Below are 23699 nucleotides of genomic sequence, written 5' to 3'. Positions count from 1 at the left end.
TGAGTTGCGAATAAAACTGATTTAGATGAGCTAAGTGTTTTTACTGGAATGAGCTTTTGGATGGGTTCGGTTGTGATCTTTCAATAACTAGTGGTTAGCTGTTTTCAAATGACCTGCTTTTCTTTGATAGGTTGCCTGCGCCAATGGAACATGGCTGACATTTCGTTATAGCCCTGAAGCCAGTCGCGCATCTGCCTGGCAGTAATGCCGGTGGGGCGAGATTTGGGAATTCTTTCATTGAGCTCAACCACAGCTTGGTGGCGACCTAACCGGTAGTAATAGTCATCTCTAAGTTGAGTCATGAAAAATGCCTCCGTGCCGATAGGAACACGCTGATATTGACGTGCAGCCATAAACCAGACATGGATTTGTCTATATAAACATGGGCTTGTTTATATATCCCGAATTCAGGTTATATAAATCAGGTTGTATAAAAAAGTATAGACAAAGGTTTGAACAAAAATCAACCAAGCCGAAATAAGCTAGATAATCTATGGGGCTCCTTAGCGTGCTGGAGCGGTTTTGTGTAAAAACACTACCATTATGTTGGCGGCGATAATTAACCCGGCCCCTACCAGCTTCTGCCAGTTCATTGTCTCATTGAGGAAAATAAAGCTGAGCAATATGGCGATAGGTACATAGCAGTAATAAAGGACAGCGGTAAATTTTGTGGGGAGCTCGGTACTCGCCTTAATCCACAATGTGTGGGCAATGAGCGTGCTTAACACGCCTAACACCACTAGGCCACCCCAATCATATGAACTGAGGTTAAAGTCGCTTTGTGGTAGTAGCAACATGAAGAATAGCAAAGCAAAGCCAAACTGACCCAAGGCTCTTGTGTTAGTCGAAAGTCGGGTGATGCGACGGTTAATTAGCGGTAAACAGGCGTAAACAAAACCACTAAATACGGACAATAGAAAACCATTGAGTTTGTCGGCCGCAATATCTGTCCTGGGAGACGCAATATAAATACCGATAAACGAAATAACAATGGCGAAGTAATCGCTGATGTTGATTGTTTCTTTAAAAAATATTCGATTTAACAACAATAAGTGAATGCCAAAGGTTGCCATGCCGATAGCAGCCAATGATGCGTCAGACATTTTAATACTCTGGAAATAGGTGTACCAATGAACGGCGAAAAATAAACCTAAAAGGAACAGCCAGATAAAATCCCGCCGCGTGACTGATGCGCGCTTCTTTGAAAATAATACCAGCACTCCAATCCCTGCCGCGCCGATAGTTAAACGAACAATACCGATGGTGACCGCATTGGCGCTAATCCACTTAATTAAGACTGGGACAAAACTCATTAATAAAATAGACGCCAGGGCGATTAGCAATAGTGATTTGATCGAACCTGTAGTGTTGCTCATTTTAATTCCCGATGCTTGAATGGGGGCAACACTGCGGGTTTTAACACCGGTTTTTGGATCACTGGTAATTTTGCATGTCGGCAGTTAGAGAGTTGATGCTGGGTGGCTATATTCAAAACTAAGTCTTATCGTGTATGATTTTCGCTAACGTAGGTTGTTGATGTTATCGGACTGTTGCCAAAAAGGCTAAAAACTTTAAGTCGTATAGTGTTACATTGATTTTCAAGATCTACGCTGGTTATCAATTTATCAACGAAATCCTCCAACATAAATAAACCGAATATGAAGACAATAGCGAAGAGAATAGGCAAGAACGCCAAGAACGCAAGACGCAAAAACACAGTACGCAAAAACACAATACGCTACGTTGGTATATTGTTCATGTGCTTGTGTGCAATGACTATACGGGTTGCGGTTGCAGAGAAGTTAAATGAGGATTCGAAACGGATAGAGTCGGCCTACAACCAGCTGCAACTCAGACAAGATAATGTCGCTTTTCAGCAAGCATACCTGGATGCATTTCCGAAAACGGCGAAAAGTTTTAACCAGGTTTTTAATCCGCCTAATCGAAAACAGCTATTTGATGGTAACAAATATATTTTCTTATTAGAAAGTTTGTCAGAAAATCATCTTGAGCCGACTTTAGCACTGACGATGAAACTAGCCTGCAACTTGCAATGGAAAAGCGGTGCGCCCGATTATTTGCAATTAGTGCTCATCAAAATCGCAGTGAATAATCCAATTGCTTTTGCCAAAGGTTTCAAACCCATGGGACCAAGTCAGCGGACTTCTCTGGTTGAATTTCTGGCCGCAGGGCAGAAGGGGCCTGCACCTGGTTATGAAAGATTAATCGAAATACTAAGGCGAATTGGTTATCCCAAGGTGGCGGATCAATTATTTTTTGGATTATCGAGTATAGACTAAAAAGCCGGTAATCAAACCGGCCTCTTGTTTAAGGTGTTTTGTTGACTATCAACTGTTCAAATTGATTAGATTTCGCTTCGAGCTTTGGCGAGCGCTTCCTCTCCCCATCCGACCAATTGATCATCGACGAACACCAGTGGAGTCGTTTCATCCTTGGTCGTATCACCATCAGAATGTCTGTGTTGCGTTCGGTAATATAAAATTCGATATTGCTTACCATTTTTTTCAAATGCATCGGAGTAGTTTGGTGCACCCAGTTTGGTGAGCACTCGAGTTCTCGGCGTATTGATCTCTAATTCACTAATTAATTCACGGTTTTCTCGCTGTTGTTCACGCCAGTCGTCATGGTTCCAATTACCATCTCCGTCGCCAATGACGATACAGCCACTGATGGAAGTGACTAGAAAAACGGCGATTAAAATATTTAGTAAGTGCTTCATTATTTTTTACTCCTGGTTAAACAGATTATTATTAAGTTGCTTGGCCACTTTTCTGAGATTAACACCTTCTTGCTGAATCTAAGATGAGCGAGCTATCCAAAACACCAAAGCAGATTTCATGCCACCCCTTGAGGCCCGAAAAATGGGACTTCGCCAAGATTTGATTCCCAATGTTGGGAATTTTGACTAAGACAATGGCGAAAACGACACACTTCTAATTTTTAGAATCTGGTTAATTGTCTGCTTGTAAAAATCAAAAAAACACACTATATTGTTGCCTGCTAACAGATTCTAGCTATATCTAGTGTTTGTTGTTCAAAATTTGAGTAGGGGAAGCTGGTGAAAATCCAGCACTGTCGCGCAACGGTGATAAAAACTATCGTTTTTTAAGTCCGGTTACCTATCAAAAGTTTAATCTGCCTCGCGTTAAGGTAAGGATTGAAAGTCTACTAAAAGTATACCGGCCCATTGTTACTGCTTGTGATCGGTTTTCAATTTAGTCCCGACCAATCTACTTCATCCACTTCGCGCGAGTCTCAAAATCCGTGAAGAGGAAAACATGCTCGAAACTTGTAATGATCAGATAGCAACATCTGATTCTGTCATGAATACCATTGCGACCGAAAATCGTTTGGGTAGCCAATACTCCGTTATTCGTCGTAATGGCAAACGAACCCCTTTTGATCAAAACAAAATAACGATTGCTTTAACAAAGGCATTTCTGGCAGTTGAGGGCGGTCAGGCTTCAGCCTCACGTCGTGTTCACCAAATCGTTGCCAAGCTTTGCGAACAGGTTGTTGACGCCTTGCTTAAACGACTACCCGAAAATGGTGTTATCCATATTGAGGATATTCAAGATCAAGTAGAGCTTGCATTGATGCGTTCCGGCGAGCATAAAGTTGCCAGAGCCTACGTGCTTTATCGAGAAGAGCACGAGAAGCAACGCTTGGCAGAGAAAGCCGTTCAGGATGGGCAAACCGAGCAGGTTGAAGAGCCCGGGTTAACGATTGTTAACCCTGACGGGGCGGAAGTTAATTTTGATCCTGAAAGCCTGAGTGCAACCATTGAAGCTGCAACAGCCGGTATTGAAGATGTGAGTAGCGAAAAGCTTTTCGAGCTAACCCGGGAAAGCTTGTTTGATGGCATGAAACTGAGCGATCTCAATCAAGCAATGGTACTCAGCGCGCGCAGTCTAATTGACCAGGAGCCTAATTACAGTCAGGTAGCAGCAAGGTTGCTGTTGAGTAATCTGCGACTGGAAGCTTTGTCTTTTGTGAATGACTCCTCAACCATTGTCGCGCAATCAGAAATGGCGCAGGTTTATCCCAATTACTTTATTAAATATATTAAAAAAGCATCTGAATTAAAGTTGCTCGACGAGGAACTAACCCGGTTTGACCTGGAAAAACTGGCTGCAGCTATTCAACCGGATCGAGACCTGGCGTTTAATTACTTAGGTTTGCAGACGCTTTATGATCGTTATTTCATTCATTCAGAAAATACCCGGATTGAATTGCCACAGGCGTTTTTCATGCGAGTAGCGATGGGGCTTGCGATTAATGAAATCGAGCGCGAAGCAAAGGCGGTTGAGTTTTATCAGCTGCTAGCATCGTTTGACTTTATGAGTTCGACACCAACACTGTTTAACTCAGGCACCACCAGACCTCAATTGTCTTCGTGTTACCTCACTACCGTTCCTGACAACCTGTACGGCATTTATGATTCGCTGAGGGATAACGCGATGTTATCCAAGTTTGCCGGTGGGCTTGGTAATGACTGGACTCGTGTACGCGGCATGGGCGCCTGGATTAAAGGTACTAACGGAAAGTCGCAGGGTGTTGTTCCATTCTTAAAAGTTGCTAACGATACTGCGGTGGCGGTTAATCAGGGAGGAAAACGCAAAGGGGCTGTCTGTGCTTACCTGGAAAGTTGGCATATCGACGTCGAAGATTTTCTGGACCTGCGTAAAAATACCGGTGATGAACGTCGTCGAGCTCACGATATGAATACCGCCAACTGGATCCCGGATCTGTTTATGCAAAGAGTGGTTGAAGAAAAAGAGTGGACGCTATTTTCTCCCGATGAAGTACCCGAGTTACACGAACTTTGCGGTAAAGCATTTGCGCAGGCCTATGAAGATTACGAGCGCAAAGCAGATGCCGGTGAAATTCGCAGCTTTAAACGAATAAAGGCGGTGGACTTATGGCGAAAAATGCTCGGTATGTTATTCGAAACGGGTCATCCCTGGGTAACTTTCAAAGATCCTTGCAATATCCGTTATACCAATCAACATCAAGGCGTTGTGCATAGTTCTAATTTGTGTACTGAAATCACCTTACACACCAATGATGATGAAATTGCCGTGTGTAATCTGGGATCAGTAAACCTGGCGCAGCATATTACCCAAGGCGAACTTGATCGCGCTAAGTTAGAGCGTACCATTTCGACTGCAATGCGAATGCTTGATAATGTGATTGAGTATAACTACTACAGTGTGCCGCAAGCGCGAAATTCGAATTTGAAACATCGACCTGTCGGTCTTGGAGTGATGGGATTTCAAGACGCGCTTTATCAAAAAGAAATTGCTTATGCGAGTGATGCTGCCGTTGAATTTGCCGATCGATCAATGGAACTGATCAGTTACCTGGCTATTAAAGCGTCGTGTCAATTAGCGAAAGAAAGAGGCAGTTATTCAACTTTTCAGGGCTCGCTCTGGAGCCAGGGAATTTTACCGATTGATTCAGCTGCAAACCTTGCCAGTGAAAGAGGTAATTATATTAATCAGGATTTATCGCAGACATTAGCCTGGGATGAATTACGTGAAGAAATAAAAAGTCATGGCATTCGAAATAGCAATTGTCTGGCGATTGCGCCGACGGCGACGATTTCAAATATTTGTGGTGTTAGTCAGTCAATCGAACCGACCTATCAAAACCTTTATGTAAAGTCGAATTTATCGGGTGAGTTTAGCGTGTCGAACCCTTATCTCATTAAGCAACTGAAGAAGCTGAATATTTGGGATGAAGTGATGGTCAATGACTTGAAGTATTTCGATGGTTCAGTTCAATCGATTGATCGGGTGCCAGATACCCTCAAAGCCATCTATGCCACGGCATTTGAGCTGGATGCGCGTTGGTTGGTGGAAGCTGGGTCACGTCGACAAAAATGGATCGACCAGGCGCAGAGTCTCAATCTTTACATGGCAGAGGCTTCGGGTAAAAAGCTTGACCAACTATATAAGCTCGCCTGGGTTCGCGGATTAAAAACCACCTACTATTTGCGTTCTCTGGGGGCAACCCAGGTTGAGAAAAGCACGCCTGAAAAATATGACGCCAAACCGGAGCCTGCGCCTCAGGTTTGTTCGATTTTAGATCCAGACTGTGAAGCTTGTCAGTAGCCAAAACAAAAAGAGAGATAATAAAGATGTTAGATTGGAATGACCCTATAGCAGACTTTAGACCTGCTACTGATGCTAAGTCTGGCGAAAAGTCGGACTCGCAAAATAAAGTGTTTGTAGCTGAAGAGCAGGCTGATGTGAAAACCATCGGCCAAATCGAAGAAGATGCTCAGCTGGAAGTTGGTAAAAGTAAAAATACGATTGGTGCGGACTCACAGTTCGACCGAATTGATGATAGCCAGTCGATGCAAGATTTTGCTTTACAAAATCGCGAACCGGTGAGAGTCGAGGATAAGCGTATCGTTAATGGAAAGGCAGATATTAACCAGTTAGCGCCGTTTAAATATCCCTGGGCCTGGAATTTCTTTTTGAATGCCAACAAAAATCACTGGACGCCGCTGGACATTAATATGACCAAGGATGTTCAGGATTACCATCACAAGTTGACTGTAGAAGAAAAGCATTTGTATGAAAATGTGTTGTCATACCTGACCACATCAGACATTTTGGCCATGCGGAACGTTGGTCTGGCTGTCATGGAAAAAATGTCGGCGCCGGAGCTGCAAATTTATCAGGCGCGTCAGGTTTATGAAGAAGCTTTGCATACCTGGACTTATCAGCATTGCATTGAATCAATTGGTCTCGATCAAAGTGAAATTTATAATCGTTACCGTGTAGTGCCGCAAATTTACCGGAAAATTAACTTAGCGAATCGGCGACTAAATTCGGTTTTACGGCCGGATATCGATTTAAATGATCGAGATGAGCTTGATAACTTTGTTCACTCCTACCTGTTTTTTGCCGGCGTGTTCGAAGGGTGTTGGTTCTACAACGGATTCAGCCCAATTTTCGCGCTGCAAAGAAGAGGCTTGATGACCGGAACCGCTGAACAACTGCAGTACATAATGCGTGATGAAGTATTACATTGTGCATTCGGTATTCGAGTGGTAAATGAAATTGTTAAAGAGGAGCAGTTAACGCTTGATGAGTCGCGTTTAAGGGCTATGTGGGATGAGTGTGAGGCAGCTGAAATTGCTTATGCTGATTACCTGTTGCCCGAGCCGATATTAGGCTATAGCGCAGAAGATCACATCGAACAGTTTCGCTTTATCGCCAATCGCAGAGCTAAACAACTCAATATTTTTGAGCCGTTTAAGGGAGCTGCCAATAAATTAAATTGGTTAGATGAGCAGGCCAACATGCGTAAGGAGAAAAACTTCTTTGAGACACGGGTAACCGAGTATCAAACCGGAGCAGCCTTAAGTTGGGAGTAGATGATTAATCATTAGATAAAGTTCTTTGAGTCTGCAGGGCGCTAGTGGTAGATTGAACCAAATTTAATATTTGGTTCAATCTTTCTTTCATGGCCAAGGTCGTAAATTGCTCAAAATCCAATGAGCTTAAATCTGAATTTAAATTGGGTGTGATTGGCTGCCCGATAAAACATAGTGTTTCTCCTGTCATACACCGACAATTCTCACAGCAATTTAACCATCAAATTGACTATCAAAAGTATTTGGTTGAGCCTGAAAATTTAACTTCATTTGTATCGACATTCTTCACTAACTCCGAGACACAAAACTTGGTTAAAGGGCTTAATGTTACCTTACCGCATAAGCAATTGGTCATTGATAGTTTAGAGCGTCTCACTGAAGAAGCCAGTTTATGTCAGTCAGTTAATACAATCTTTGTCGATCAAAACGGAAAGCTAACTGGCGACACTACCGATGGCCGAGGGCTTCTCTATGATCTGGAGCAGCTTGACTTCGCAGTGAGTGGTAAGAATATATTGGTGGTTGGTGCGGGTGGCGCAAGTCAATCAATTCTGGTTGCTTTGTTAAAGGCTGGCGCATCAATTCAACTACTGAATCGAACACAAGATAAGGCAGAAATCTTAGTGGAAAGATTTTCTCACCTGGGCAAAATTGCGACTTTTTCTGCGTCGGCTTTTGGAGGCTCGCTGAAGTTGGATGGAGTTATTAGTTCGATTAGCGAGTTTAATGGCCCCTTGATGAGTTCGATTACAAGTTGTATCGATAGTCAGACTTATTTTTATGACTTGAATTATGGCGAAAGGGCTGAGTCTTTTCGTCAATTTGCACTGGCAAATCAATGTGAACGATTTGCTGATGGTTTAGGCATGTTAATAGGGCAGGCTGCGTTTTCTTATCAAATTTGGACGGGCAGTTTACCTGATGTCAACAGCGTGAAACTATAAACACAACATCAGAGTGGTTGTTCTCTTCTCCTTGTAACGAATGATCAATCTTCAATTAATTTAATACACCAAGACACTCAATAAATATGGATCAATTTTTTGCACATTATGGCGTCGACTGGGTCGCTATTGGATCGAGCTTGCTTGCCGTTTATATGCTCGGTAATAAAAACCGTTACGGTTTTATCGTCTTTGCAATTTCAAACCTGGTTTGGATTTTTTTAGGTTTAGTATGGATGAACAGTGTTGGAATGGCGGCTGGTAATTTTATTTTTTTGATAATGAATATCAGAGGCTTTATCAACTGGAGTAAAGAAGATAGTGAATCAGAAATAATTCAGGCCGAAAACTAATTTTTATGAATTCTTGTTTGCAACTATAGCACTTCTGAATTGTTTAATCTGATTCAACTTGAAAAGCCAGGCGTTAAAATAAATCTACACCGCCGGAATCGGTATCTTGTTGCGAAACTGAGCTATGAAGTTCATCCAAGTTTTTAATTTTCTGAGTGATTAGCTCGTTAAGCTGTTTTACGCGGTTATCATTCAGTCCTTTAGAAATCATCGCTTTTGCTTGCAACGTAAAACTATTAAGAATGGTTAATCGATTTTTTAGATGCCCCATCAACTGTTGTACAATATCTTCGAACTGTAATGAAACTACGCCACTTTGAGCTTGTTGACCAATTGATTCTGCTAGTTGAGTGATATCCCCGCTGTCACTACTGGCTTGCTCGACAACACTTTGCATACTACTCCACATATCGTTGATCTGTTCTCTCATTTCAAGACTTTGCGACAAATCTATTTGTGAGAGTTTACTGATGGTTGACGAGACGCCGTCAACGGCTGTTCGAATATTTTTTACTTGCTCAGCGATTTCAAAGTTGAAGCTCTGGGATCTTTGTGAAAGCGTTCTTACTTCGTCGGCTACCACTGCAAAACCTCGACCGACATCACCTGCTCTCGCTGCTTCGATTGCCGCGTTGAGCGCTAACAGGTTGGTTTGATCGGTAATACTATTAAGATCGTCAAGCGTTTTGTTAATCGACTCAATCTGGTCAGATACGCTAGTAAATTCAACTTCGAGATCATTACAGGAACTTTTAATTGTTTCCAACGAATCGGCCATTCGTTGATATATCTGTTGGCTTCGCCTGGAAAAATCATTTGTTTTACTCGACATGTCTTCTTCGTTATGAACCAGTGCATCAAGTTTTTTAACCAGCTCCCGAACAAATTCTTTTTGGCTAATTGATTGTTGTTGTAATCCGGTGAAATTTCCGGCCAGCGTTCGCCCGGCATTAGAAACAAGCTCGGTAATTTTTTCTAGTTCGTTATTTGCCAGAATAAACTCTGCTTCCACCAACGAAATAACCTGAGAAATAATTTCAGTTTCTTTGCATGTTTCATCATTATTTGCATCTTGTGTTTCGAGCGGGGGCTTTCTGCTCTCGGTAAAAATCTGGTAGCCGCTTGTTAAAATCACGATAGTGAGAAACGTGTAAGCGAGAAAATCTTGAGATTGCCAAAACAGAATAATTGCAAGAGAAATGGAAACAAGAATAATAATTGGAGGTAAATATGGGTTGTGCATAGGCCTGCTAGAAATTTTTGTTTTAATAATAGTAGACTACAATTGAAATAATTTCTGGATTAGTAAAGAGCCTAAACACAAGTGAATATTTTTTATTGGAAAATAGTAAAGCCCACATAAAGTGTATGGAAATATTTGAAAAAACCTTAATAAGTGTGTGGTTTTTTGATTGAACAAAGCCGAATTTATTGAAAAATATTATTGTTACTTTATTTTTAACTTGAGCTTCGGTTATTCGTGGAGAAAAATATTATTGTGCACGACAGCTACGTGAAATACCTGTTGCGTAATGTTGAGTAATCTCACTTTTTTTCAGGACTCTATTGTAAATCCTTACTTCTCCGATATTCCCTGGAAATAATGAAGATATTGAAGAAGAGCGACTGCCTATTCTCAGTGGCGCTGAACTCAGCAATGAGCCTTGTCGCATTGTGGGATCTTTGCTTTCAAAATATTGCCCATCAATAAAAAACTTTAATCCTTGCGTGTCATCTCTGTCTAATGTCACCGATACCAGGTGCCATTTGTTATCGGCGACAAATGCCTTAGTGTTCCAGTTTGAACAGGCTGATTTCTTCGAATGATTTGAACAATGCCAATCTCCCTCGCCGTTTGCGAGCTGAAAACCAACAGAACCATCAACTAAATATAAGCTAAATCCCTTGACGTTACCTTTGATATTTTCGTGTCTCTTGTCAACGATAGTAACCAGTGATTTTGATTTTGTTTTAACCCAGGCGCTAATTGACAGATCGCCGGTATCGATATCTATTTGATTATTCAACTCAATAAAATCATCGACGCCGTCCAGGCAGAATGCTTTGTTCTCCTGGCTAGGTGTGAGGGTGACTTGATAGTCGTACTGATGGGATGAATCTTTTTGTGCCATTTGAATTTCATCTTTCTTTTCTTGACTGTTTTCAGGTAAAGAGCTCAAGCCAGGGAATATGTTGTTAATCAATTGAAACTGAGTAGAGAGTAATATGATAACGGCAAGAATAAGCAGGGAAAGTACTTGTTTTATTGGCAGTCTAAACCACATACTTGTAACTTGATTGTTTTCTGCATCATTGAATAGGGTCGCCAGATTATGATTTATTTGATTTTTCTGAGGAAGTAATTCTGCATTGTCCTGATTTTCTTCACGTATAGTCGCGTTCAGCAAATATCCTTTTTTAGGTATTGTTTTAATGTAACTTTGCTGCGGTGATTTTTGATCGATTATTTTTCTTAATCTTGCGATGTTTCGACTTAATGAACTATCACTAACTGTCCTGTGTTCCCAGACTTTTTCGATAATGTGTTTTCGAGATACAACTTTACCCGGCTGATCGGCCAAAACGCACAGCACATCCATGATACGAGGCTCTACCGTGTAAGTCTTTTCGCCTAGTGAAATTCGATTGCACGCAGGTTCAATAAGAAACTCTTCGAGAAAGTAATTCTTTTGTTGGTCGTCGGTTTCGTTATGATTTAAAGACAAGTGGGACACTCCTCTTTTGTGTTCAACGAATGAATAGACTAAAACAACTTGAGTTGCACACAATAAAATTTAATTTTGTTTAAGTCTCAGAAGGCGCTCAGCCACTGAGCATGGGTGACTCTGCGGATGCATTTTGGCAGTCTGCTTCAAATTCAAGCGTGACGAAGTATTAGTCTGGTTGGTGATTAAGCTAGCCAGCCAGGTATCGATCTTTCAGTTTTACGTAATTTTCAGCCGAGTATTTAAAGAATTGAATTTCTTCATCATTGAGTGCGCGTATTTTTCGTGCAGGAGAACCCACCCATAAAAAGCCACCTTCGAGTTCTCGTCCGGGAGGTACCAAACTATTAGCACCAAGAACCACGTTCGAACGAATAATAGCATTGTCCATTACGACCGAGCCCATACCAATCAAGCAGTTGCTCTCGATGGTACAACCGTGAATCATGGCTTTATGGCCGATAGTAACATCGTGACCGATAATCAGGTCGTGGCCTTCTGGATCATAAGGGCCGGCATGGGTTACGTGTAAAACACAGCCGTCTTGAATACTGGTTCTTTCACCGATTTTGATTGAGTGAACATCACCACGAATAGTCGCCATTGGCCAAACTGAGCTATCGTTGCCAATTTCAACATCTCCAACCACCAAAGCTGTTGGATCAATAAAAACCTTATCGCCTAACCTTGGGTGCATATTTTCAAATGATCGAACGCTCATGAATGACCTTTAAATAATAATAAATAAAACGTACGCAATGGTGACTGCCAACCAGTGGCTATTTTAGCCTAAGTTTTTCGATAGTCGATAGCAAATCTTCACACATTATCCAGAAGTTTGGCGAGAATTTCCCGCCAATTTTATCATTTCTAATCTTTGTTGCTTTATGTCGCAGTTTTCAGATTAAAAATTATCTCATAGTCACCAATTCTTCTGCCGAAGTTGGATGAATAGCGACAGTGTTATCAAAGTCGGCTTTGGTTGCGCCCATTTTGACTGCAACTGCAAACCCTTGCAGCATCTCATCAGCGCCTAGCCCAATAATATGGACACCAACAACTTTTTCGTTTTCGCCGACACAAACCAGTTTCATTTTTGTCGGTTGCCGGTGTTGGGTGATTGCGGTGTACATTGCGGTAAAGCTAGAAGTATACACCTTAACGCTATCGCCATATTGTTCGCGAGCTTGCGATTCGGTCAAGCCTACAGTGCCAATTGCCGGGTGAGAAAAAACAACGGTTGGTATGTCAGTATAATCCAGTTTTTCATCCGGTTTATTGTTGAACAGGCGTTCTGATAATCGACGCCCTGCCGCTACGGCAACAGGCGTTAGCTGGGCACGCCCGGTGTTATCACCGACAGCAAAAATACCGGGAACGCTGGTGTTTTGATATTCGTCAGTAACAATATAACCTTTTGCATCTAGCTCAATACCTGCGTTTTCCAAGCCCAGGTTTGAAGTTAGAGGACTGCGACCGATTGCGTAAATCACGGCATCAACATCAGGTAATTCTTTTCCATCGGTTGAAAGTTTCAGGCTACCATCTTCGTTTTTATCGATTCTGGTAATCTGGGTGCGGTTGTGAAGTTGGATGCCTTCAACCTGCAATTGTTCCGTGAGGGTTGAGGCGATCATTTCATCAAACTCTCGCAGCGGGTGCTCTTTTCGCACAACCAGGTGAGTTTCTGAGCCCACGGCGTTAAATACACCGGCGATTTCCACCGCGATATAACCTGCGCCTACGACCACGACTCGCTTAGGTTGGTGCTCAAGGGCAAAAAAACCATCAGAATCAAGAATATGCTCTTTTCCAGGGATATCTGGAATCATCGGCTGTCCACCGGTTGCCAGTAGGATATTTTCAGCGGTAATGAGCCTGTCGCCTACTTTTACCGTGTTTTTATCAACTAATGTTGCGTAACCCTGGATGACTTCAACATTGTTCTTTCCCAGAACATTGTCGTATGACTGGTGAATTCGGCTGATGTAAGCTTCGCGGTTATCAACCAGTGTTTTCCAATTGAGATTTTTCACTTCAATATCAAAGCCGTAGTCTGGTGCCAGCTTGAATGCATCGGCTATCTGACCGGCAAACCACATTACTTTTTTCGGTACACAACCCACATTGACGCAAGTTCCGCCCAGCGCTTTCGCCTCAACAATAGCGCACTTTTTTCCATACATGGAGGCTCTGTTTGCAGAGGCTATGCCGCCACTTCCACCGCCGATAGCGAGATAATCGAAATCATATTCAGACATTTTGTTAGACACCTTTGTATATCTTAATCAATTGACATTAACGCGATTGGTAAAACGCAGTTGCTAAAAACTCAGCCCATCGGGCTTGTTTATCGATTCTTAACCCTCATTAAAGGATAGTTTACTCAACACAAGAACTTACTTTACTTAATGCTGTAACGAATTAAACTTAAGTTTGCATTTAATTAACCTCGAATACTATTCCAATATGACTATAACTAACCCCTTATTATTACAAAATCCTATTGAAAAAATTGATCAAATAGAGCCAGACTATGTAAAACCGGCGATTTCACAAGTACTCGAGGAAAATAGAGCGGCGATTGAAGCGTTAATTCAACAGCCAGAATTTTCCTGGGAAAACCTGATGCTTCCACTTGAAAAGCTCGAGAATCGATTGGAAAAAGCCTGGTCTCCAGTGTCTCACTTAAATAGTGTATGCAATAGCAATGAATTAAGAGATGCTTATGACGCCGCGTTGGCATTACTGACTGAATATTCAACCGAACTTGGCCAACATAAAGGTCTATTTGAGGCGACCAAGGCGCTATATGATGCCCGAGAAAGTTTACAATTGTCGCCGACTCAATGCCATATATTGAAGCATTCTTTAATCGGGTTTAAGTTATCCGGTTTACACCTCGAAGAGGCAGAACAAAAAGAGTTTGCAAAAATTCAGGCCCGACTGGCTGAACTTAAATCAAAATTTGAACAAAATATTTTAGATGCAACCATGAGTTGGACTAAAAATATTACTGACGAAAAAGAATTATCAGGTTTACCAGAAACCGAGTTAGCGATGTTGGCGGCAGGTGCCGAGGCGAAAGGACTTCAAGGATATCTGGTTACGCTGGAATTTCCCAGTTACCTGGCAATAATGACCTATGCGGACAATCGTGAGTTGCGCGAAGAAGTTTATCGGGCTTTTGTCACGCGAGCTTCAGAATTAGGACCTGATGAAGGCAAATTTGATAATAGTGAAATTATGGCAGAGACGTTAAAACTCAAGTATGCCAAAGCGAAGCTATTAGGCTACGACAATTACGCCGAGCTTTCTCTTGAAACAAAAATGGCAGAAAGTCCTGCACAGGTTGTTGAGTTTTTAGAACAACTGAATGATGCCAGTCACGCTCAGGGCGAGCAGGAATATGAAACCTTAAAAGCATTCGCTCAATCTCAGGACTCATCAAATGAAAAATTCGAGGCATGGGACGCCGTTTATTATAGTGAAAAACTTAAGCAACAAAACTACCAGATATCTCAATCGCAATTACGACCTTATTTTCCGGTCGATAAAGTGATTAAAGGCTTGTTTGAGATCACCGAACATCACTTTAATGTTTCTTTTAAACCAATCAGCGGTTCGGCTCTTTGGCATAAAGAAGTGAAGCATTTTCAAATTATTCGTGATGATAAAGCGGTGGCAGAATTTTATCTCGATCTTTATGCCCGTGGGCATAAGCGCGGTGGAGCTTGGATGGATGCTTACCAGGGACGTTTTAAGCTAGAAAACGGAGACGTTCAAATTCCTGTGGCATATCTTACCTGCAATTTTGCGCCACCGGTAAAAGACAAGCCTGCATTGCTTACCCACGATGAAGTTGTCACCTTGTTCCATGAGTTCGGACATGGCATTCATCACATGCTTACTCAAATTGATGAACTGTCCGCCGCAGGTATTTCTAATGTGCCTTGGGATGCGGTCGAACTCCCCAGTCAATTTATGGAAAACTTTTGTTATCAACCGGAAGTAATCGCCAAACTGAGTGAGCACTATGAAACCGGTGAGCCGCTACCGCAAGAATTACTTGATAAGCTAATTGCCGCAAAAAATTTCCAGTCGGCAATGGGAATGCTCCGTCAACTTGAGTTTGCGCTGTTCGATATGAAGATTCATATGAGTGAGCCTCTAACGATTGAACAAATTCAGCAGGTTCTCAATGAAACTCGTGATCAGGTGGCAGTTATTTTTCCGCCCGAATTTAATCGATTCCAACATGGCTTTTCACATATTTTTGCAGGTGGATATTCTGCCGGTTATTACAGCTATAAATGGGCTGAAGTTTTATCTGCCGACGCTTTTTCGCTATTTGAAGAAAAAGGGGTGATGAATGTCGAAGCGGGAGCCAGGTTCCGAGAAAACATTTTGGAGAAAGGTGGTTCGGCAGAGCCTATGGATTTATTTGTTGCATTTCGTGGGCGCAAACCCGAAGTCGCGCCTTTGCTTCGCCATTCAGGAATTCAACCTGCATAGATGATTGTTGAATTTAAAGTTCGCTGTCATACCCAGAGCAACGAATTGGTTCGTCAAAAGTCTTATGATTTTGCGAACCAATTGTCGCTTGAAGTCGTCGATGAGTTTTTCGAACTCAATGAGCAGCAAGCGACGTTTGAATTTATTTCTGACAAGCTGTGCCTGAATCTGATGCTCGACCGAAAAAGTACGCAATTAGCCTTTGATCTGAATGACGGCGAAGTGGCTTTTCGAGCCGCCAGAGCCAATAAATCAAATGAAGTTGTCGCTAAAGCAATTGGATGTAAGCCACATTATCGTCCCAAAGTTTTAGATGCGACGGCAGGGATGGGAAGAGACGCATTAATCATGGCTATGTTAGGTTGTGAAGTTATGATGCATGAGCGAAACTTTGCAATTTTTCAATTATTGAGTAATGCACTGGAGCGATTAAAAAAAGAAGCAAAGTTTTCTGAGGTTGCCTACAGGCTAAAAATAAATCAAATAGATAGCGTGAACAAAACAGGTGAATTAGATAATGTAGAAGTCATCTATCTTGACCCGATGTTTCCCGAAAGAAAAAAGTCGGCATTGGTAAAAAAAGAAATGCGCCTTTTTAAATTGCTGGCGGGTGATGATCCAGATGCAGATCAATTGTTGTTAAATGCGTTAGACAGTTCTGCTAAAAGAGTCGTGGTGAAAAGACCTAAAGGGGCACCTGTTTTAGCGGGGAAAAAACCAAGCCACGAAATTGTCGCGAAGAAATTTCGGTACGATGTTTATCTTAACAATTAGTCGTTTTATTTAGATTACTCATAAAGGAGAAAACTATGAAGTTAGGTGCATTTTCAGTCAGCTTAGCAGTGAAGGATATCGAAAAATCTAAAAATTTTTATGAAAAACTGGGCTTTACTATTTTTGGCGGAGATCAATCACAAAACTGGTTGATAATGAAAAATGGTGATCACGTTATTGGGTTATTTCAAGGTATGTTTGAAAGCAACATATTGACTTTCAACCCGGGGTGGGATCAGGATTGCAATACGATGGAATCGTTTACTGACGTTCGTGAAATTCATGAGAAACTTAAGTCTCAAGGAATAGAAGTTGTTCAAGAATCTATCAATGGTGAATCTGGGCCTTCAAGCTTTGCCGTGGTTGATCCAGATGGAAATTCTATTTTAATTGATCAACATGTTTAGCTGATTAAACTGTGCAATAGATTAGCGCATTATTTAAAAAGAAAAGCCCGAACCAGGTTCGGGCTTCGTTCACACTAGCAATACAAAAATAAACGCTGCAGACTATCAAATATTTTACTGGGTATCATAACTTGCCTTTAAAGTGACATTTGAGTAAGCGGTGTAACCTACGAGGCCCACATGCCAAGTTCCGGCTGTTGGGTTGGCCTCAGTGCAGGTTTCGTTGCCTGACTTAAATGGTCGGCAATTCCAGCTACTATTATCAACTAGTGGTGCCTGGCCTTGACGAACATAGAGGTCGGCATCGCCCGAACCACCGGTTAAAGTAAATGACAGGTTGGTTGCTCCAGCAGGAACCTCAATCGTATAAGTTTGCTGAAAGCTGCTGCGGTTTTGTGAGCCGCTCGCGCTGTGGGTTGAATTATCACACAACACACCACCGTTTGAATTGAGGTTTTCAGTGCAGGTTATGGGGCCTGGTCCTGTTGGTGCAGTGTAGCTGACGGATAACTTAACATTTGAGTAGGCGCTGTAACCAACGATTCCTACGTGCCATGTTCCTGCAGTTGGATTCGCTGTCGGGCAACTCTCGTTTCCGCTGGTGAATGGACGGCAGTCCCAACTACTACTATCGACTAATGGTGCCTGACCTTGACGTACATAAAGATCTGCGTCACCTGTTCCACCGGTTAAAGTGAAAGATAAATTAGTCGCGCCCGCTGGAACTTCGATGGTGTAAGTTTGCTGGAAACTGGTACGGTTTTGCGAGCCACTAATGGTATGATTTGAACCATTACAAAGTGTACCACCATTTGCATTCAGATTTTCTACACAGTTACCGGGTCCGGGGCCAGGATCTTCTCCTATTTGATTGTTCACCCAATCAACAAAGCTCAGGGTTCTAGTATATACACCATACTTGTTAGGTTGTGCACAACCGTGGCCCCAGCTGACGACACCAACGCTGTAATAATCACCGCCGAAATTGCCGACCAATGGACCGCCGCTATCGCCCTGACAAGAATCCTGGCCACCTTGTGCTAAACCAGCGCAAAGCATGCTGTTAATGATTTGCCCGTTGTACGAAGCGGGTTGATTACAAGTGGCATTTGAGACAACCGGCACGTCTACTTCATTCAATACGTCGGGACCGCTACCACCCTGAGTTAAATCTCCCCAACCTGAAACTGTCACCACATTGCCAGGCGAACCGATTGAATTCATGACCTGTTGGGTGGGAAGTCTCAATGGTGTCAAACTAGCTGGTGCTTCAGTGGCCAGCCTTAACAAAGTGATGTCATTACCGGATCCTGTACCTTGCACTGGATTGTAGTTGGGATGATGAATCGTTTGTGCAATATTAATCACTTGACCTTCATTACTACTCAGTGTTCTTACTCCAACTCTAACAGTAAAGTTTGCATTGTCAGGTGAACCAGAAAGCGTGAAAAAACAATGAGAAGCCGTGAGCACCCACTCGGTATTTAAAAGTGCTCCACCACACCAATGACGACCATTACGACGAATTTGAACTTGATACGGTCTCGCACCAATTTGTGATTCAACACCGCCCACAATTTTTGGACTGATTTTATCGTCGTAAAGATCAACTGGCTCGACAGGTCGAGGAACTCCTAAAGTCTTCATGCTTTGATCAAGCGTCAAAGTAGCCGACTGCATTCCATAAAAGTTTTCATCGTTGTTGTCGTTTGCCCCGGCAATACCGTGAAATGCGACAGTTGAAATAAAACAACTGAGCAATATTTTTTTCATATTTTTTATATACACTATAGACCTCCGTAAAATAAATTTTGAGCTGATCTTTGAATAGATCAAAAGTATTTATTTTTTTTCCGGAAAAAATAATTTCAGATATAATAAAGTTTTTATACCCGACCTTTTCAGTATCTTCCAAAAAAACTTATTCAGTAAAGTGGCTTATTACCAAAAAAATAATTGATAATTACCAAATAAAATCAAAATAAATTTTAAAATCGCGATTATAAAAATATTGTTTGGTAAGAAGGAAAAACAAGAATGCAGCAGTGCTTAAAAAGCATTGTTCGGCAAATAGAAAAGTTAGTGAGTAAGTGTGTGTGAACTTTTTTATTTAAAAAAAGATTAGCTGAATTAAATGATGTGTTCTCTAATAATGTTTAATGAATTTTGTTATTCAAATTTAAAAAAAATAGATGAAGTGGTAGTGAGAACTTTAACATTGTTGTTCTTTGCGAAAATGTGATGAGGTTTTCATTATTGCAATTAATGATCAAGTTGATTGTGTGAATATTGACGATTTTGAAATCTATTGAGAAAAATAAAAGTAGGCTGCTCGATATTTATAAATTAATAGTCCGGTGTTAATGATTAAATATTAGTGTTAAGTCAGATATTTTATTATTAAAGAGTGTTTGAACTATTGTTTTAGCTAATAAAGTGATTTGGGTCGGGTGAAATAGCATAAGTTAAAGATCTAGTGTTAATTGGCTTCCTTTTGCTCTTGATACACAAACACAAATTTGTTGCGCGCGTTCATCCTGGTTTAGATAAATATCTCTGTGCTCTGGTTGTCCAGAAATAATTTTCGTTGCACACATTCCGCATTCTCCACGTTTGCAATCGAAAGGGATTGGTACATTCGATTTGATGAGTGCGTCGAGGATTGTTTCTGTGGGTTTAACTTTTATTACTCTGGCTGACTTTTTCAGTGTAACGTCTATCGCTTTATCGTCAGCCGAATTTGTTGCACCAAAGCTTTCAAAATGCAAGCGACTATGTGACCAATTCAGACCTTCAGTTAATGTTCGCGCCGAGTTTATCATTCTGGCCGGACCGCAGATAAATAAATGTGAATGGCCAGGGGCAGACTCCATGATCTTTTGCAGCGGTAGCCTTTTGGGACTTGGACCTGATGAGTGGTAAAAGCTTGCCTTATCTCCGGCGAGTGAGTTTATTGTTTTAAAAAAGATGAACTCTGAAGGGTTACGTGCAGCGTAATGAATTTCAAATGAGCGTTTTTCTTCGGATAATTTTCTTAACATCGACAAGATGGGAGTAATGCCGATGCCACCAGCGATTAAAATTGTATGACCACTGATCGGTGACAGGGGAAAATTATTTTGAGGCTGACCGGATGTAATTGTACTACCAACTGTTATCTGTTGATGAATGAACATCGAACCGCCACGTCCCTGTGCTTCGAGTTGTACGGCTATTTCATAAAAACGGTTATCATGACTAGAAGAAAGTAAAGAATAATGTCGCTTAACTTTTTCTCCTGTTGAAAGGTTAATTTCGATTGGCAGGTGAGCTCCCGGTTCAAACGCAGGCAAAAGTTCCCCTTTTTGTGAAACTAATCGAAATAATTTGACTCGTTTACTTTTCTGCTCAATTTTTTCGACTTTCAATTCGAGCCGTCTGATTGTTTGCTGTGTGTTTTTAGTCTCTCTTGGATTATGGGGTGAGTAATCTAAAAGTTTCCAATTAACCGCGTCGGGTAAAGTGGTTTCTTGCCAATCGTCTACCGCGAGAGTCCAAAATCTTCGTGTGCCAGCAGTCTTATCCGTTGGGTCGTGTTGGTCCCAGAGGATTTTTGCGCGGCCGCTCAGCTGCAGTATTTTCAAATTTTCGAAGTCGATAAATACTATGCTGGCAAAAGGAAAATTCTCAATATTTCCTAGCGTATTAAACATGCTGTTACCTCGATAATCTGGAATACGTAACGTTTTTCCGTCAATGACTTCGACAAATCCAGGAAAGCCCCCTCTGTGTGATGCGTCGCAACTTAATAGTTCGATCTGGTTTTGAGAACGTTCAACTTTTTTATTATCAGAATTACTAAAGGAAGTGTTGGCGCTACCAACAAAAAAAGAATCTGCGTTCTGTATCAATTCGATATGTTTGTTTGTTAAATAATGTCCTGTCAATACTGGTGGTAAATCTGCGCTTGACTTTGGTGACGAAATATCGAGACTTCGTCGCTGAATGTATTTAGGGCAATTAGGAAAAGCTTGCTCGACGTTGATCTTAAAACGCGTTTGGTTTAACTGACTTATTGTGCCGTTAACCCTGAGCCGACGTCTTGTGCTTAGTTCGATGGCCAGTAGACCAATTTGAGCGTTGACTTTAATGTTTCGCCAAAAAATATCACTCTGTTGCGTCAATAACTTAGTAGTATCAATTACGATTGACTCAGGGTCAGGTGCGCTAACAAACCCAGCATCTCCAATTAATATCGATACCCACACTTTTTTTCGGTGATCCACACTGGTTACTACCAGCATATTTTGTTGAGCAATAAAGGGAATCGCGCCGGGAATGATTAAATGGCTAATTGCTGTGCCGTTGCGTTGCGCAATTGAGGCTTCTTTTGCACGTTGCTGAACTTTTAGTTCTCCTGAATGAAAAGGTGTTGGATTATTCATAACAGTTAACTCCCTATCTTTCGGCTGCGACTTTGTTGGCAACAATGGGCTTGGTACTGAAACTAGATTTGATTACATCCGGCTATCGAATCTGGAGTTACTCGCCGAAAATTCGGCGAGTTTTACTTCCGTAAAAAAGCCCGTTATCACTAGTTTGTGTTATCAGGACTGTGGGATTAAAAAGTGAAAACGGTATATCCGTCGGCAGCTAGCCGATGCAGACTAGGTAGGCCGCGTGTGCCTGGTATCGCGTTTTCGGTTAGATAATCAAATCCTGATTTTTCTACAGCGTCAGCGGCGCCAAATACATCAGCACACCCGCAAGACACGCCGGCTATTTTGTCTTTGACCGCTTCAAATAATCCGTTGGCGGGATGCTCTGGATCGCTTAGCGTTGCAATCCAACGAGTGCCAGTACCGTTGAACATGATCTGAACGTCACTGCCATTTTCTTTAAAATCAAATGCGGTTGCTAGCGCGTTAAAAAGGCGGCCCAGCGCTTCTTCTTTGCCGTCATTTGGGTCGGATAAGACTAAAATTGCTGCTTTCATGTGATTTCTCCTGAAATGAGGTTAAATAAAAATCAATTGATGATGATTCGAAATCATTATGAATCTTTCCTAATTCGCAATAAATGCTCTAAAATGAACTTAACTATTTCAAAAAATGAAAGAATTGGTGACGAGCGGTTTCAACAATGAACAAACTCAATGCAATGGCGACTTTTGTGCAAATTGTTGATAGTGGTAGTTTGACTGGCGCTGCAGAAGTGCTGGATACCTCTTTGCCGACGGTTGTCAGGACACTTGCGAGCCTGGAAGAACATCTAAATACAAGGCTTTTAAACCGAACAACTCGTAAGTTTACGTTAACCGAAGAAGGGCGCGGATACCTCACTCGCTGCCGAAACATTTTGTTCGAAATTGATAATGCTGAGTTAGAACTGAGTGCCAAACACCGTAGACCGAGTGGAAAGCTATCAGTCACTGCGTCAGTGATGTTTGGTTCAATGCGGGTAGCGCCTTTGATCAATCGCTTTTTACAGCAAAACAGCCAGATTAATATTAATCTTAATTTATCGGATACGAATGTTAACTTGATAGAAGAAGCCGTTGACGTTGCGATTCGTATTGGCCCATTGTCAGATTCTTCAATGATCGCTAAAAATGTCGGCCATGTCCGGCGTAGTGTTTGCGCTTCGCCTAAGCTTTTAAATACCGTTGGTGCGATTACTCATCCGAAAGATCTGCAAAACTTTCCTTGCATTCGTTTTTCGGGTCTTAGTCATGGCGCTCATTGGCAATTTCATGACAAAGAGAAAACAATGTCAATTGCTGTAAACGGTCCTTTGGCGTGTAACCAAATACAAGTTTCCCTGGATGCAGTGCTTAACGGAATGGGGTTTGGTCTATTTTTATCGTACCAGGTGGAACAGCAAATAAAGTCGGGTGAATTGCAAGTAGTGTTAGCAGAATATGAACCACCACTTTTACCTGTTAGCGTGGTCTATTCCCATGCTAAGTTAATGTCAGCGAGGGTCCGGGTTTTTGTCGACTGGATTACTCACGAGTTGCGAAAAGATTTAAGTTATGGAATTGATTCATGATGGAGGTGCTGTGATAGACAATATTTTTTTTAAAGTAAGCTAAGACATGGTCGCTAAGATAATCGGCTACCTGATTGGTGGCTTGTTTGTTCTGGGCCTCTTGGCGCCTATCCCCATTTCACTGTGGATGATTTGGGATCGGGTTACTGTACTCAGTTCAACAGAAGTTGAGCCTGCGCTGATCGAAAGCTGCCACCACCGATACCGCACATCGGGTTCCAGGTCCAAAGGTTCTTGGGGACCGGTAGCAGTAACAGAAAGAGGTCTTAAGGTTAAAGGCGACTTTACCTGGTCGAAAAAAAGTTGGTGTGAGTCTGATATTGGTGATGAGGTGAATGTGTTTGTTCATCCAACCGATAAAAGTAAGAATCGTATTAACACGTTTTTTCAATTCTGGTTTTTACCAATAATATCGACAAGTTTTTGCCTGTTTTTTTATCCACTGTCTTATCGTTTAAAGAAGAAAAAGAAAAAAGATAAATAGGAAGGGTTATATTAATTAACTTACTTCAGTAAAGTATCGTTTTTATATGTCCATG

At 41.7% G+C, this 23699-nt stretch carries 20 protein-coding genes and 1 riboswitch; of the genes, 10 read left to right on the top strand and 10 right to left on the bottom strand.

All coding sequences use genetic code 11. The features are described 5' to 3' along the window. Nucleotides 1–104 precede the first annotated feature (104 nt). Together FLL46_RS06565 and FLL46_RS06560 are read right to left on the bottom strand one after the other, a co-directional pair. Nucleotides 105–302, bottom strand: a complete 198-nt coding sequence (locus FLL46_RS06565; RefSeq protein ID WP_142892695.1) for a hypothetical protein — start codon at nucleotides 300–302, stop codon at nucleotides 105–107. Nucleotides 303–503: 201 nt separating this feature from the next. Next, a complete protein-coding gene (locus tag FLL46_RS06560; RefSeq protein ID WP_142892694.1) occupies nucleotides 504–1376 on the bottom strand; it encodes a DMT family transporter in 873 nt (290 codons plus the stop codon). Nucleotides 1377–1772: 396 nt separating this feature from the next. Here FLL46_RS06560 and FLL46_RS06555 point away from each other — a divergent pair, with 396 nt between their 5' ends. After that, nucleotides 1773–2300 (top strand): hypothetical protein, encoded by a 528-nt coding sequence (locus tag FLL46_RS06555; RefSeq protein WP_142892693.1) that lies wholly within the window; start codon nucleotides 1773–1775, stop codon nucleotides 2298–2300. 65 nt (nucleotides 2301–2365) lie between these two features. Here the strand turns inward: FLL46_RS06555 and FLL46_RS06550 are convergent, their stop codons facing one another. Then, entirely contained in the window at nucleotides 2366–2740 is a 375-nt protein-coding gene (locus FLL46_RS06550) for a DUF3192 domain-containing protein (protein ID WP_142892692.1), read from the bottom strand. Between the two features lie 313 nt (nucleotides 2741–3053). Further along, nucleotides 3054–3186: riboswitch (adenosylcobalamin (AdoCbl) riboswitch) on the top strand. A 113-nt stretch (nucleotides 3187–3299) separates the two neighbouring features. Between FLL46_RS06550 and FLL46_RS06545 the strand changes: the two genes are divergently transcribed. From FLL46_RS06545 to FLL46_RS06530, 4 genes are all read left to right on the top strand, one after another. Continuing rightward, nucleotides 3300–6137 carry a ribonucleoside-diphosphate reductase subunit alpha gene (locus tag FLL46_RS06545; protein WP_142892691.1) on the top strand — a complete coding sequence of 946 codons (2838 nt, stop codon included), beginning with the start codon at nucleotides 3300–3302 and terminating at the stop codon, nucleotides 6135–6137. 26 nt (nucleotides 6138–6163) lie between these two features. Beyond that, nucleotides 6164–7411, top strand: a complete 1248-nt coding sequence (locus FLL46_RS06540; RefSeq protein WP_246119279.1) for a ribonucleotide-diphosphate reductase subunit beta — start codon at nucleotides 6164–6166, stop codon at nucleotides 7409–7411. Between the two features lie 89 nt (nucleotides 7412–7500). Then, the gene (gene aroE, locus FLL46_RS06535) at nucleotides 7501–8355 is read left to right on the top strand and encodes a shikimate dehydrogenase (protein WP_142892690.1); all 855 of its coding nucleotides are present in this window, start codon (nucleotides 7501–7503) and stop codon (nucleotides 8353–8355) included. A gap of 86 nt (nucleotides 8356–8441) precedes the next feature. After that, nucleotides 8442–8708 carry a nicotinamide mononucleotide transporter gene (locus FLL46_RS06530; protein ID WP_142892689.1) on the top strand — a complete coding sequence of 89 codons (267 nt, stop codon included), beginning with the start codon at nucleotides 8442–8444 and terminating at the stop codon, nucleotides 8706–8708. Between the two features lie 73 nt (nucleotides 8709–8781). Here FLL46_RS06530 and FLL46_RS06525 read toward each other — a convergent pair whose 3' ends face one another. The 4 genes from FLL46_RS06525 to gorA all read right to left on the bottom strand — a co-directional run bounded on the left by FLL46_RS06525 (nucleotide 8782) and on the right by gorA (nucleotide 13695). Further along, nucleotides 8782–9951 (bottom strand): methyl-accepting chemotaxis protein, encoded by a 1170-nt coding sequence (locus tag FLL46_RS06525; RefSeq protein ID WP_142892688.1) that lies wholly within the window; start codon nucleotides 9949–9951, stop codon nucleotides 8782–8784. A 250-nt stretch (nucleotides 9952–10201) separates the two neighbouring features. Further along, complete coding sequence (locus FLL46_RS06520; protein ID WP_142892687.1) at nucleotides 10202–11434, bottom strand: LamG-like jellyroll fold domain-containing protein; 1233 nt, start codon at nucleotides 11432–11434, stop codon at nucleotides 10202–10204. 190 nt (nucleotides 11435–11624) lie between these two features. Beyond that, on the bottom strand, nucleotides 11625–12155 hold the full coding sequence (locus FLL46_RS06515; RefSeq protein WP_142892686.1) for a gamma carbonic anhydrase family protein: 531 nt from the start codon (nucleotides 12153–12155) through the stop codon (nucleotides 11625–11627). Nucleotides 12156–12345: 190 nt separating this feature from the next. After that, on the bottom strand, nucleotides 12346–13695 hold the full coding sequence (gene gorA / locus FLL46_RS06510; protein WP_142892685.1) for a glutathione-disulfide reductase: 1350 nt from the start codon (nucleotides 13693–13695) through the stop codon (nucleotides 12346–12348). Between the two features lie 208 nt (nucleotides 13696–13903). Between gorA and FLL46_RS06505 the strand changes: the two genes are divergently transcribed. Genes FLL46_RS06505 through FLL46_RS06495 form a run of 3 tightly spaced genes read left to right on the top strand, consistent with a single transcriptional unit; the run spans nucleotide 13904 to nucleotide 17130 of the window. Beyond that, nucleotides 13904–15949, top strand: coding sequence for a M3 family metallopeptidase (locus tag FLL46_RS06505; RefSeq protein WP_142892684.1), 2046 nt, complete (start codon nucleotides 13904–13906; stop codon nucleotides 15947–15949). Next, nucleotides 15950–16723, top strand: coding sequence for a class I SAM-dependent methyltransferase (locus tag FLL46_RS06500; protein ID WP_142892683.1), 774 nt, complete (start codon nucleotides 15950–15952; stop codon nucleotides 16721–16723). A 35-nt stretch (nucleotides 16724–16758) separates the two neighbouring features. Next, nucleotides 16759–17130 carry a VOC family protein gene (locus FLL46_RS06495; RefSeq protein ID WP_142892682.1) on the top strand — a complete coding sequence of 124 codons (372 nt, stop codon included), beginning with the start codon at nucleotides 16759–16761 and terminating at the stop codon, nucleotides 17128–17130. A gap of 114 nt (nucleotides 17131–17244) precedes the next feature. Here the strand turns inward: FLL46_RS06495 and FLL46_RS06490 are convergent, their stop codons facing one another. From FLL46_RS06490 to FLL46_RS06480, 3 genes are all read right to left on the bottom strand, one after another. Then, nucleotides 17245–18918 carry a trypsin-like serine protease gene (locus FLL46_RS06490; protein WP_142892681.1) on the bottom strand — a complete coding sequence of 558 codons (1674 nt, stop codon included), beginning with the start codon at nucleotides 18916–18918 and terminating at the stop codon, nucleotides 17245–17247. Nucleotides 18919–19595: 677 nt separating this feature from the next. Continuing rightward, the gene (locus tag FLL46_RS06485) at nucleotides 19596–21554 is read right to left on the bottom strand and encodes a 2Fe-2S iron-sulfur cluster-binding protein (protein WP_142892680.1); all 1959 of its coding nucleotides are present in this window, start codon (nucleotides 21552–21554) and stop codon (nucleotides 19596–19598) included. Between the two features lie 176 nt (nucleotides 21555–21730). Beyond that, a complete protein-coding gene (locus FLL46_RS06480) occupies nucleotides 21731–22105 on the bottom strand; it encodes a DsrE family protein (protein WP_142892679.1) in 375 nt (124 codons plus the stop codon). Between the two features lie 146 nt (nucleotides 22106–22251). Here FLL46_RS06480 and FLL46_RS06475 point away from each other — a divergent pair, with 146 nt between their 5' ends. Continuing rightward, the gene (locus tag FLL46_RS06475; RefSeq protein ID WP_142892678.1) at nucleotides 22252–23160 is read left to right on the top strand and encodes a LysR family transcriptional regulator; all 909 of its coding nucleotides are present in this window, start codon (nucleotides 22252–22254) and stop codon (nucleotides 23158–23160) included. 46 nt (nucleotides 23161–23206) lie between these two features. After that, a complete protein-coding gene (locus FLL46_RS06470; RefSeq protein ID WP_142892677.1) occupies nucleotides 23207–23644 on the top strand; it encodes a hypothetical protein in 438 nt (145 codons plus the stop codon). The last annotated feature ends 55 nt before the right edge of the window (nucleotides 23645–23699 follow it).

The organism is Aliikangiella coralliicola (genome assembly GCF_007004725.1).
GTDB classification, from domain to species: Bacteria; Pseudomonadota; Gammaproteobacteria; order Enterobacterales; family Kangiellaceae; genus Aliikangiella; species Aliikangiella coralliicola.
Note: the sequence above shows the minus strand (reverse complement) of the source record. Positions and strands in the feature narration are given on the sequence as shown.

Coding starts and splice junctions, on each gene's coding strand:
- FLL46_RS06565 (WP_142892695.1), bottom strand. CDS start 302: ATGACTCAACTTAGAGATGACTATTACTACCGGTTAGGTCGCCACCAA.
- FLL46_RS06560 (WP_142892694.1), bottom strand. CDS start 1,376: ATGAGCAACACTACAGGTTCGATCAAATCACTATTGCTAATCGCCCTG.
- FLL46_RS06555 (WP_142892693.1), top strand. CDS start 1,773: ATGACTATACGGGTTGCGGTTGCAGAGAAGTTAAATGAGGATTCGAAA.
- FLL46_RS06550 (WP_142892692.1), bottom strand. CDS start 2,740: ATGAAGCACTTACTAAATATTTTAATCGCCGTTTTTCTAGTCACTTCC.
- FLL46_RS06545 (WP_142892691.1), top strand. CDS start 3,300: ATGCTCGAAACTTGTAATGATCAGATAGCAACATCTGATTCTGTCATG.
- FLL46_RS06540 (WP_246119279.1), top strand. CDS start 6,164: ATGTTAGATTGGAATGACCCTATAGCAGACTTTAGACCTGCTACTGAT.
- aroE (WP_142892690.1), top strand. CDS start 7,501: ATGGCCAAGGTCGTAAATTGCTCAAAATCCAATGAGCTTAAATCTGAA.
- FLL46_RS06530 (WP_142892689.1), top strand. CDS start 8,442: ATGGATCAATTTTTTGCACATTATGGCGTCGACTGGGTCGCTATTGGA.
- FLL46_RS06525 (WP_142892688.1), bottom strand. CDS start 9,951: ATGCACAACCCATATTTACCTCCAATTATTATTCTTGTTTCCATTTCT.
- FLL46_RS06515 (WP_142892686.1), bottom strand. CDS start 12,155: ATGAGCGTTCGATCATTTGAAAATATGCACCCAAGGTTAGGCGATAAG.
- gorA (WP_142892685.1), bottom strand. CDS start 13,695: ATGTCTGAATATGATTTCGATTATCTCGCTATCGGCGGTGGAAGTGGC.
- FLL46_RS06505 (WP_142892684.1), top strand. CDS start 13,904: ATGACTATAACTAACCCCTTATTATTACAAAATCCTATTGAAAAAATT.
- FLL46_RS06500 (WP_142892683.1), top strand. CDS start 15,950: ATGATTGTTGAATTTAAAGTTCGCTGTCATACCCAGAGCAACGAATTG.
- FLL46_RS06495 (WP_142892682.1), top strand. CDS start 16,759: ATGAAGTTAGGTGCATTTTCAGTCAGCTTAGCAGTGAAGGATATCGAA.
- FLL46_RS06485 (WP_142892680.1), bottom strand. CDS start 21,554: ATGAATAATCCAACACCTTTTCATTCAGGAGAACTAAAAGTTCAGCAA.
- FLL46_RS06480 (WP_142892679.1), bottom strand. CDS start 22,105: ATGAAAGCAGCAATTTTAGTCTTATCCGACCCAAATGACGGCAAAGAA.
- FLL46_RS06475 (WP_142892678.1), top strand. CDS start 22,252: ATGAACAAACTCAATGCAATGGCGACTTTTGTGCAAATTGTTGATAGT.
- FLL46_RS06470 (WP_142892677.1), top strand. CDS start 23,207: ATGGTCGCTAAGATAATCGGCTACCTGATTGGTGGCTTGTTTGTTCTG.